9 protein-coding genes are annotated in these 10,025 nt (G+C 65.4%); 4 read left to right on the top strand and 5 right to left on the bottom strand.

All coding sequences use genetic code 11. From position 1 onward, the window contains the following. Nucleotides 1-302: 302 nt before the first annotated feature. The 4 genes from FJ386_01335 to FJ386_01320 all read left to right on the top strand — a co-directional run bounded on the left by FJ386_01335 (nt 303) and on the right by FJ386_01320 (nt 4,242). Nucleotides 303-1,793 (top strand): MFS transporter, encoded by a 1,491-nt coding sequence (locus tag FJ386_01335; protein ID MBM3875351.1) that lies wholly within the window; start codon nt 303-305, stop codon nt 1,791-1,793. 186 nt (nt 1,794-1,979) lie between these two features. Continuing rightward, nucleotides 1,980-2,570: a heavy-metal-associated domain-containing protein gene (locus FJ386_01330; GenBank protein ID MBM3875350.1), complete on the top strand. Its 591-nt coding sequence runs from the start codon at nt 1,980-1,982 to the stop codon at nt 2,568-2,570. Nucleotides 2,571-2,625: 55 nt separating this feature from the next. Next, the gene (locus tag FJ386_01325) at nt 2,626-3,921 is read left to right on the top strand and encodes a serine/threonine protein kinase (protein MBM3875349.1); all 1,296 of its coding nucleotides are present in this window, start codon (nt 2,626-2,628) and stop codon (nt 3,919-3,921) included. Nucleotides 3,922-3,936: 15 nt separating this feature from the next. Further along, nucleotides 3,937-4,242 carry an antibiotic biosynthesis monooxygenase gene (locus FJ386_01320; protein ID MBM3875348.1) on the top strand — a complete coding sequence of 102 codons (306 nt, stop codon included), beginning with the start codon at nt 3,937-3,939 and terminating at the stop codon, nt 4,240-4,242. A gap of 38 nt (nt 4,243-4,280) precedes the next feature. On the opposite strand, the gene FJ386_01315 is transcribed toward FJ386_01320, so the two are convergent. From FJ386_01315 to FJ386_01295, 5 genes are all read right to left on the bottom strand, one after another. Further along, entirely contained in the window at nt 4,281-5,381 is a 1,101-nt protein-coding gene (locus FJ386_01315) for a hypothetical protein (GenBank protein ID MBM3875347.1), read from the bottom strand. Nucleotides 5,382-5,480: 99 nt separating this feature from the next. Beyond that, nucleotides 5,481-6,503, bottom strand: coding sequence for a metal-dependent hydrolase (locus FJ386_01310; GenBank protein MBM3875346.1), 1,023 nt, complete (start codon nt 6,501-6,503; stop codon nt 5,481-5,483). Nucleotides 6,504-6,526: 23 nt separating this feature from the next. Continuing rightward, nucleotides 6,527-8,371 carry a sulfatase gene (locus tag FJ386_01305; protein MBM3875345.1) on the bottom strand — a complete coding sequence of 615 codons (1,845 nt, stop codon included), beginning with the start codon at nt 8,369-8,371 and terminating at the stop codon, nt 6,527-6,529. An 85-nt stretch (nt 8,372-8,456) separates the two neighbouring features. Next, nucleotides 8,457-8,894, bottom strand: a complete 438-nt coding sequence (locus FJ386_01300) for a nucleoside deaminase (GenBank protein MBM3875344.1) — start codon at nt 8,892-8,894, stop codon at nt 8,457-8,459. Nucleotides 8,895-8,932: 38 nt separating this feature from the next. Further along, nucleotides 8,933-9,988 (bottom strand): hypothetical protein, encoded by a 1,056-nt coding sequence (locus FJ386_01295; GenBank protein MBM3875343.1) that lies wholly within the window; start codon nt 9,986-9,988, stop codon nt 8,933-8,935. Nucleotides 9,989-10,025: the final 37 nt, after the last annotated feature.

Genomic DNA, 10,025 nt, shown 5'->3' with positions numbered 1-10,025 from the left:
AGATCGAGGAACTCGCCAAGGCTCTCGACGCGGTGATCAAGAACGGCACGGTCTGACGTCGTTGGATTTCAAGTTCCAAGTTGAATGCCGCCCGGCTGGTTCGGCACGCATCACGACCCTGGAATTCTGAACTCGGAACATCCCCATCCCTCCTGCGGTTCCGACACCAGGGAGGCCAGTGCCAACCCGATGACGATCACCCTTCGCATCCCCCAAATCGCCGTGCGACTGCCTTGGCCGAAAATACGGGTGCGTAATAAAACGCTTGTCCGACCTGCGCCCCTCGTGTCCAATCCCGCACTATGATTTCTGCGCAGGCACCCGCAGCCAAGCCGCTCGGAGTGACCGAGTGGCTGATCTGCTTCATCGCCGTCATCGGCTTCGCCTTCGACATCTACGAGCTGCTGATGCTGCCGCTGATCGTGAAGCCTGCCATCGCCGCGTTGAGCGCGCCGCTCGTTGAACAGATGGTGCAGGGCGGCATGCCCCGCCCCGAGGCCGTCGCGCAATGGCTCCCCGGCGGCGAGATGTATGTGAAGTGGGCGCGCACGCTGTTCTTTGTCCCCGCGATCTTCGGCGGCGTCTTCGGCCTCATCGGCGGCTACCTCACGGACCGGCTGGGCCGGAGGCGGGTGCTTACGTTCAGCATTCTGCTCTACGCCTTCGCGGCGGGGGCGGCGGGTTTGAGCACGAGCCTGTGGCAGTTGCTCTTCTTCCGCTGTCTTGTGTTCATCGGTGTGTGCGTCGAGTTCGTCGCGGCGGTGGCGTGGCTGGCCGAGCTGTTCCCCAACCCCGCACAGCGCGAGAAGGTGCTGGGCTTCACGCAGGCGTTCTCATCCGTCGGCGGCTTCATGGTGTCGGGCGCGTATCTGCTCTGCGTCAACTTCGCCAACAGCTTGCCGGCCATCCACGGCGGGCACGATGCCTGGCGCTACACGCTCATCTCCGGGCTGATCCCGGCGATCCCGCTGATCATCGTCCGCCCGTTCCTGCCCGAGTCGCCGGTCTGGGCGAGGAAGCGCGAGGCCGGCGAGCTCAAGCGCGCCAGCTTCGCCGCGTTGTTCACGCCGGAACTTGCGCGCACCACCATCGTCACCGCCATCATTGTCGCCTCCTGCTATGGCATGGCCTTCGGCGCGATCCAGCATCTCCCGCAGATTGTGCCCGGCCTGACCGACGTGAAGGCCGCGGCCAAGGCCAAGCAGGACGGATTGGTCAAGGCCGCGAGTGACGCTGGCAAGCCCGCGCCGGACGCAAAAGCCGTGGCCGCCGCGGGTCGTCAGGAGACGGAGCGCTTCGCCGGCGAGGTTCAGCTCTGGCAGGAGGTCGGCGGCATGGTGGGCCGGCTCGCGCTGGCGGGTGTGATCATTGTCATCGTGAGCAAGCGCAACGTCCTGCGTATTTTCCACCTCGCCGCGCTCGTCTGCGTGCCGGTGTTCTTCTGGTGGCTGTCGAAGAACCTCGGCCAGACCGGCAACCTCGACCTGGTGAAGTGGGGCGCGGCCTTGTGCGGCTTCTTCGTCGTCGCCACCTTCAGCTTTTGGGGCAATTACCTGCCCCTGGTCTATCCCGTCCACTTGCGCGGCACCGGCGAGAGCTGGGCGGCGAACATCGGCGGGCGCATCCTGGGCACCTCGGCGGCGTGGTTCACCTTCACGCTCTCCGCCGCCAAGCCGCCGGACCCGTCGAAGATTGCGCTTACCGCCGCGATGGTCGCCGGTGCCTTCGCCCTCATCGGCGCGGCGGCCACGCACTGGCTGCCTGAGCCCAAGCCTGAGCATGTCGAGGAATAGCCCGGGCTCGGGTCGCCCACCAAGGAGGCGGACGGAGGAGCGACATCTCCGGGCGTTCCTTCGTTTTCACAATCTCTCCGTCGCGAGAGCAGGAAGGGTCGCGACTGAAGCTTCGGACTCAGCGTGATCATCCCCGCAGGGCTCCGGCGCCTTGACAACCCCGCGCGATAAAGCAAGCCTGCTTGCATGAAATCCATCGCTCCGCTCGCAGCCGCGGCTTGCGTCACTTTCGGGTTCGCTGGCATGGCGCAGGAGAAGAAGTCTTCCACGGCGCATCCGGTCACCATCACGTTTTACATCGCTGGCGTTCAGTGCAACTCCTGCGTGGACTCCATCACGGATGCCGTGAAGAAGGTTCCGAGCGTGACCGCCGTCAACGGCTTGAGCGAAGCCTCCGGCTACGCGCTCGTCTCGTTCGACTCCCACGTCTCGAGCTTTCACCAAATCGCCAGGGCCATTGCCGACGCGAACGCGGTCCACGGCGAACCCTACAAGCCCACGATCAGATTTCGCGTGCCGGACTACAGCCAAGGCGAGACTGCATCGAAGGTGGACGCCATCTTCAGCAAGCTCGCCACGCTCGTGACGGTGAAGGTTCTCGACCGCAAGGCCGGGTTGTTCGAGGCGGGCTTCCTGCCGCTGAAGGTCGACGCTTCGAAGAACGCCCCGCAAGGTTTCAACGGCGGCAATCTCGGCCATCCCATCCGTGACGAGGCGCCAAAAGGCCTCGGGCTTAGGTTCAACTTCGTGACCGAGGCGAGATCCGCTGCAAAGTAATCGTCCTCCACGCCCGCCAATCATTCCCGTCCAAACCCCGCTTCCGAGTCAATCCATGAAAACCCTGCGCACCTTCCGACTTGCCGTGGCGTGCCTCCTCGCCGCCGGTTCCGCTTCGCTCGCCGACAACTGGCCCATGTGGCGCGGCCCAAACCACGACGGCGTCAGCCCGGAGAAGGACATCCCCACCCACTGGACCTCGACCGAAAATGTCCGGTGGAAGACGCCGCTGCCCGAGGGCGGCGATTCCTCCCCGATTGTTTGGGGCGGGAAGGTGTTCATCACCCAGTCCATCGAAGCCGAGGGCGGCCGCAACCTGATGTCCTTCGACACGCGCACCGGCAAGCTGCTTTGGAAACAAGGCACCACATGGAAGCAATCCGAGCAGCGCTACGGCAAGAATCCCTACTGCGCCGCCTCGCCCGCGACGGATGGCGAACGCGTCATCGCCTTCTTTGGTTCCGCCGGGCTGTTTTGCTGGGACATGGACGGCCGCGAACTTTGGCGGCGCGACCTTGGCCGGCATCACTACGAATGGGGCTACGCCTCGTCGCCGATTCTGCACGGGGACTTGTGCGTGCTCTACTTCGGCCCCGGCGACAAGGCCGCGTTGCTCGCTCTCGACAAGAAGACTGGCAAGACCGTCTGGCAGGCTGACGAACCCGCGATCACACGCGGGCCGCGGACGGATGGATTTCGCGGCAGCGAGAACCGCGGCATGGTCTGCACCTACTCCACGCCCATCATCATGAAGGCCGGCGCCCGTGACGAACTCGTGATGCCCTGGCCCCAACAGGCGCGCGCCTACGACCCGAAGTCCGGCCGCGAACTCTGGCGCTGCGAGGGCTTGAACGAACTTGTGTATTGCTCGCCCGTCGCCGGGGATGGCGTGGTCGTCGCGATGGGCGGTTTCTTCGGCACGACCATTGCCGTGCGCGGCGGCGGTTCGGGCGACGTGACCGCGGCGAACCGACTCTGGCAAACCGTCCGCACCAAGAACCGCCTCGGCACGGGCATCGTCCGCGGCCAGCACGTCTACGTTCTCAACACCGAACTCGGGCTCGCCGAGTGCCTCGAACTTACGACGGGCAAAGTCGCGTGGTCTGAGAATATCCAGGCCAAGTCCGCCAAGCGCGACTCGTGGTCCTCGATGGTGCTCGCGGGCGACCACCTTTACAGCCCCACGCAAGGCGGCGAAGTCGTGGTCCTCCGCGCCGACCCGAAAAAGTTCGAGCAAGTCGCCATCAACCCGCTGGACAACGAACTCATCAACTCATCTCCCGCCGTGAGCCACGGGCGGATCTTCATCCGCACGCACAAGAATCTGTGGTGCATCGGGGCGGGCAACTAACTGGACCCCGCACCCATGCTCGTCGTCCATGTCCACGTCCGTGTGAAGCCCGAGTGCGTGGATGCGTTCCGCCGCATCACGCTCGAGAACGCGCGCGCCAGCGTTCGGGAGCCGGGCATCGCGCGCTTTGACGTCGCGCAGCAGGCGGATGACCCGACGCGCTTCGTGCTCGTGGAGGTGTATCGCACCGCGGATGCGCCCGCGAAGCACAAGGAAACCTCCCACTACGCCGCGTGGCGTGACACCGTGGCCGACATGATGGCCGAGCCGCGCCGAAGCGTGAAATTCGAGAGTGTGTTCCCCGGCGACGCGGAGTGGTGACCGTCGCCGTCGCGGCCGGCACCGGCCCGACGCCGGACTCAGGGCAGGATCACCTCCATCTGCTTCTTCACCATCCCGCGGATCATCTCGGTCTCGAACTTCGACAGCCCCGCCTTCTGCAAGTCCACGGAGAACGCGGGCAGCCACAGGGTTTCGCCGGGCTCCAGCTTCAGCTCGCGCCGGAGCCGTCGCTCGAAATCCTCCATGTGGCCCGCGCCATAAAAAATCGAGATCGACTTCGCGGGCTCCGCCTTTTCCAGCTCGGACTTGAGGTCCTTCATCACCGCGCGGTTCCGCTCGACGATGAGCACCTTCATGAGCGTCTGCATGTCGGGCGGCAGGCCATTCATCTGCGTGATGTCGCCCCGGATCTGCCCGAGCGTCTCGATGAGCGCGAGGCGCGTGAGCCCCTGCAACCTCGGACTCGTGCCGATGATCTGGATGACCCCCGCGAACATCTTGCCGACGAACGAGCTGCCGTCCATCACCTTGACCAGCCGGTCGAGTTGCTCGTTCTTCTTCGCAGGCGAGGCGTCGGCGGGATCGTCGGGGTCGCCCTCCATGATCTTCTGCAGTTCCTGGATCGAGAGGTCGCTGTTGCGGAACGTCGCGCGTTTGTAATCAATCGCTTCGAGTTGGAACACCAGCCCGAGCGACTCGGCCAGCGTGTGCTGGATCGACGTTTGTTTCGCGGACTTGTCCGGCGGGGCGGCGGCTTTCGCCGGGGCCGCGGGTTGCGTCGCGGCGGGTTCCTTCGTCGGTGCTCCTCTCGCGGCCTCGGGGGCGGGCGCGTTGGTCGAAGCCCGGGCTTGGACGCCCTCGAACAGGACGAGCGCCTGCGCGTCGAGGTGCTTCTGCAAGGCGCCGTAGTAATTTGTTTCGCCGATGTGCGACACCGCGGAGAGCCATACCGCCGGCCCCTTGCCGCCGGGCGCGGTGAACTTGCGCAGCGCGATCTGCAATTCAACCACGGTCGGGCTCGAGTTCGTCACGCGCATGAACGGCTCGATGACCAGTGTCCGCGACCTCGTGGCGGCGGGGGCGTCCGGTGCCTTGGCCTTTTCCTGCGACGCGGACGCGAACGCGGCGGTGTAAAATAGCGTGCACGCGAACGCGAGCCGGCGGAGGTGTTGGTTCATGAGTGAGCGGGATGGGCGGCGCCGCTGCGGCGCAGGCCGGTGGTTGCGTCGGGGCAAGTTAACCGCCCTTCACGGGGATTCAAGCCCGCCGACAGTTCCTCAAGGCAACTTGCGATAACTTTCGTGACGCCCGCTCACCTCGGCCCACAGGTCGGCGAGTCGCAGCGAACGGTTGCGCGAGCGGTTCACCCACTCGACCTCGTGCGGGTGGTCGGGCGCGGTGAAGCGGATGCCCCAGATCGGATCGAACGCCTCCTGCGACAGCGAGTAGCGCATGTCGCCGATCACCGAAGGATCCGCGGGCGAGCGCGCGACCCATCCGGCGGAAAACCAGTTGAAGCGTTGAAACGAACGCAGCCGGCCGTTGCGCGCGCGCTCGGCGGGGCCGAGTTGGGACTCGGAGACGAGCGGAAGCGACGTGCCGTCCTTCACCGTCGGGGATGAGAACCACCCGACCCGGATGCGGTCGCTGTGGATGTTGCCGCCGTGCTGGTAAAGCGAGCGCCAGATGATGTGGTTGCCGAGCGTGGGCATGAGTTCGCGCCGCTCGATGGTGTGGCCGCGCGCGGCGGCGAGCTTCGCCTGCGCCGACGCGGCGCGCGCGCGTTGCAGCCCGCCGAGCGCGAGGTAGCCGAGCGCGACCCCGAGCCCGGCACGGGCGAACACGACGCGCTTCGTCACGAGCGCCGCGGCGAACCCGCCGAGGATCGCAAGCGTGAACAGCGGATCGATGATCGAGATGAGGTCCCAGCCGAAGCGGGCGTCGTGGAATGGCCGCAGCAGTTGCGTGCCGTAGCTCGTGCAGGCGTCGAGCAGCGCGTGCGCGAGCCAGTTGAGCAGCGCGCAGAGCCACAGGTCGCGCCACTGCGGGCGGAACCTGCGCGGCGCGAACCACGGCGCCGCGATCGCGAGCGCGCCGAGCGGGGCGAAGAAGAGCGAGTGCGTGAAGTGCCGGTGATACTCGATGGTGAACAGCGGGTCGGCGTCGCTGTGGAGGAGGAAGTCGAGGTCGGGTGCCTCGCCCGCCATCACGCCGACCACGGCCGCGCGCCAGCCGAGTTTCCTGCCGAAGGCGGCGTGCCCGAGCGTCGCGCCGACCACGGCGTGGGTCACGGTGTCCATCGGGTGGCCAGGGCACCGGGCGGCTACTTCAAGTCCGCGAGAATTTTCTCCAGCAGCCGCGGCACGTATTCCTTCACGCGCTGCGGTTGGGTGCTCGTGGCGGGCAGCGATTTGATCCGGTCGAGGAACGGCAGCGCCGCGCGGTCGAAGCTGTCGAGGACATTGAGCGCCTCGACGCACGCCCAGTAGTCCGACTTGCCCGTGTCGGCGAGGGCAAGCAATGCGGGTGTGAGCGACTTCGCGGCGTCGTCTCCCCCGGCGAGCGCGAGCGCTTGCGCCGCCATGATGCGGACGCTCGGCGACTCGTCGGTGAGCGCCCGGTTCAACTCCGTCGCGCACGAGTTCGCCGCGTCCCTGCCCCGCATCAGCACGCCCATCACGCCCCAGTAACGGACGCCGCTGTCCGGGTCATTCATCGCCTGCTTGAGTTTCGGCAGGGCGTCGGGCTTGAGTGACGAGGCGAGTTCCGCGGTGTCGAGGATGCGCCCGAGCGGAAGTCGCGCGGCGTCGTGGCCGAGTTCGTAAGGCGTGGAAGCCGCGCTGCGCCGGTGCATCTCGGCTTCGGGCAGCAGGCCGACGTCGCGGATGCGCAGCGCGTGTTCGCGCTGCGCCTTGCGGAACTTCTCGAGCACGTCGCGATGTTGCGGCGAGCCTGCGAGGTTGTTCGCTTCGTCGCGGTCGGTTGTGAGGTCGTAGAGTTCCTCGGGCGCCTTTGGTTTCCAGAACGCGGCTTGCGCGGACGTGAGCTTGCCGTCCTTGAAGCCCTGCTCCCACGCGCGCGTGGTCGGCGTCTGCCACATGTAGTTGAGGTGCTGCCCGTAGATGAGGTGCGGCATGTAGTTGCGGATGTAAACGTAGCGGCCGTCGGTCACGCTGCGCACTGAGTCGTAGCGCTCGTCCATGCGGCCTCGAAAGCCGTGCACGAACGGCTGCGGCGCGGCCTCGAACCTGCCCATGAACGCATGCCCTTGCATCCAGTCGGGCGGTTTGATGCCGACGAGGCTGCACAGGGTCGGCGCAAAGTCCACGAAGCTCACCAGCCGGTCGGTCGCGCCGCCGGGCTTGTAATCCTTCGGCGCGAGGTGGCGCCACTTCTCCGGCACATGCACGATGAGTGGCACGTGCAGGCCGGAGTTGTAGGGCCAGCGCTTGCTGCGCGGCATGCCCGAGCCGTGGTCGCCGTAGAAGAAGATGATCGTGTCCTCCGCGAGCCCGGCGTCCTCGAGTTCCTTCAACTTCGCCGCGATCTGGCCGTCCATCGTGGTGATGTTGTCGTGATACTGCGCCCAATCGTGCCGGACCTCGGGCGTGTCGGGATGATACGCGGGCACGCGGACCTTCGCGGGGTCGTGCACGAGCGTGTGCGGCCGCGAGCGGATGCGGCTCTCGTGCGTGATCTCGTGGTTGAAGACGGCGAAGAACGGCTGGCCGGGCCTGCGGTTCTTGTAGTGCGCGTTGCGAGAGGATTCGTCCCACACGCCGTCGGGCTTGATGAGGTTGTAATCCTCCTTTGCGTTGTTGGAGCAATAGTAGCCCGCCTCGCGGAGGAACTGCGGATACATCCGCATGAAGGCCGGCATGCGGATGTTGCTCCGCATGTGGTGCGAGCCGGTCGAGGTCGGATAAACGCCGCTGATGATCGTGGTGCGCGCGGGCGCGCAGACGGGCGCGCACGACCACGCGCGCGTGTAGCGGAGGCTTCGCGCGGCGAACCGGTCGAGATTCGGCGTGACGGCGTAAGCGTCGCCGTAACATCCGAGATTCGGGCTGGTGTCCTCGCAGGTGAGCCAGAGGATATTGGGACGGTCGGCGGCGGACGTGGCAAGCGGCGCTGTGACGAGTGCGAGCAGGGCGAGAAAGCGCTTCATACGGTTCGCGAGTGTAAGCGGCAACCTGACGGAAGGGGCAACTGGATTCTGAGGCGTGAGCCGCCGCGCTCCGGCGCGCGACCGATCACACGCCGATGTCCTCGCTCCACAATTCCGGCCGCGTGGCAATGAAGTCGCGCATGAGCTGGATGCACTCGGGGTCCTGCAAGACGTCCACCGTCACGCCTTGCGAGCGGACGTGTTCCTCGGGCCCCTTGAACGTGACGTTTTCGCCCACGACCACGCGCGGGATGCGATAGAGGAGGACCGCGCCGCTGCACATCGGGCACGGGCTGAGCGTGGAGTAGAGGATGCACCGGCGATACACATCGGCGCGAAGGCGGCCGGCGTTTTCGAGGCAGTTCATCTCCGCGTGATGGATGACGCTGCCGTGCTGGACGCGCTGGTTGTGGCCGCGCCCGATGATTTTGCCGTCGAGCACGAGCACGGAGCCGATGGGAATGCCGCCCGCGGCGAGGCCTTTGCGGGCTTCGTCCAGCGCGGCGCGGAGGTAGGAGTTCATAATGACACTGGAGCGCTGGTCCCCGCCACGGTGCGGCTTCACGGCGGAATCACGGCGTAGTTCCGCCCGTTGGTCAATTTGCCCACGCGACGTTGGGCGACGTCGAGCAAGTAAACAGTGTCGCGACTCTGGAACAAGCACTCGGACGAACCCGAAATGAGCGTCGGGCGACTAAGGAAGTAGCGGAACTCAGCGAGGTGTAGCAGTCCTGGGTTCACAGCGAAAAAGAGGTGCGAGCTGGGCTCCGAGTTCTCTTTGTATACTCGGATGGAATTCCCGAGTCCGGGTGGCGCCCAAGCTACCCAGTCGCCGGACGTGTCCCTGCCGCCCCAATCGCGATTCCCGGTCGAACCAAATACTTTAAGGCCAGTGAATACGTTGGTTGCTGCGGTGTTTGTCTGCGTCGTCTCCCCCGTGTCAACCCGGCGAATCCAGTGCTTCCCCGTCTTATCTTCGAAAACTACCAAGTCCAGGCCAGCGTTCACAGTGTAAGCTTTGACTGCGGTTGGGACGAGGGTCCGCCGGTTGGCGCCATTCGAGTCAATGACCTTCAAGTTTGCGTCGCGCGAGTCGATGTAGGTGACGCGCGACGGCGGCGACTTCGCCCAACTCGTGTCGCGGGTGAATTCGCGCACGTCGTGTCTCGGCTTGGTGGCGTGGTAATGGATCGGAGCCAGCACTGCATACGTGGCGAGGTTTGCCACCAAAACCCCGAGCCAAACGCGCCTTGGAATGGCGGCGATGTCCTCGCGCATGAGCCAGTTCTGCAAGCTGCCTTTTTCGACGACCAGCGTAACGACAAAGAAGAACGCTGTGCCGATGCTAATTGCGAGCGGATACAGTTCGAAGTAGCCGCGCAGGTCATCGTGCAGGAGCAGCGGGTAGAAGAGAGAGTTTGCGAACTTCACGGGTATCCCGGAAAGCAACGACCAGCAGTTCGCGCGCAACACAGGGCCGCTCAAGTCCCGAAATGGAATTCCCCACGTCTTAGCCAGGATCGCCCCTTCAACTACGACTTGAAAGAGGAGTAGCGGAATCAAGACCGCGATTCCGTAGGCCATGACCAGCGGAAAGTTGATGCCGTCCGCCAGCATCGGAAGTGGAGGGGTGTTCAAAGTAGCTGGCACGGCC

The sequence above is a fragment of the Verrucomicrobiota bacterium genome, from assembly GCA_016871675.1.
GTDB lineage: Bacteria > Verrucomicrobiota > Verrucomicrobiia > Limisphaerales > VHCN01 > VHCN01.
Note: the sequence above shows the minus strand (reverse complement) of the source record. Positions and strands in the feature narration are given on the sequence as shown.

Coding starts and splice junctions, on each gene's coding strand:
- FJ386_01335 (MBM3875351.1), top strand. CDS start 303: ATGATTTCTGCGCAGGCACCCGCAGCCAAGCCGCTCGGAGTGACCGAG.
- FJ386_01330 (MBM3875350.1), top strand. CDS start 1,980: ATGAAATCCATCGCTCCGCTCGCAGCCGCGGCTTGCGTCACTTTCGGG.
- FJ386_01325 (MBM3875349.1), top strand. CDS start 2,626: ATGAAAACCCTGCGCACCTTCCGACTTGCCGTGGCGTGCCTCCTCGCC.
- FJ386_01320 (MBM3875348.1), top strand. CDS start 3,937: ATGCTCGTCGTCCATGTCCACGTCCGTGTGAAGCCCGAGTGCGTGGAT.
- FJ386_01315 (MBM3875347.1), bottom strand. CDS start 5,381: ATGAACCAACACCTCCGCCGGCTCGCGTTCGCGTGCACGCTATTTTAC.
- FJ386_01310 (MBM3875346.1), bottom strand. CDS start 6,503: ATGGACACCGTGACCCACGCCGTGGTCGGCGCGACGCTCGGGCACGCC.
- FJ386_01305 (MBM3875345.1), bottom strand. CDS start 8,371: ATGAAGCGCTTTCTCGCCCTGCTCGCACTCGTCACAGCGCCGCTTGCC.
- FJ386_01300 (MBM3875344.1), bottom strand. CDS start 8,894: ATGAACTCCTACCTCCGCGCCGCGCTGGACGAAGCCCGCAAAGGCCTC.
- FJ386_01295 (MBM3875343.1), bottom strand. CDS start 9,988: ATGCTGGCGGACGGCATCAACTTTCCGCTGGTCATGGCCTACGGAATC.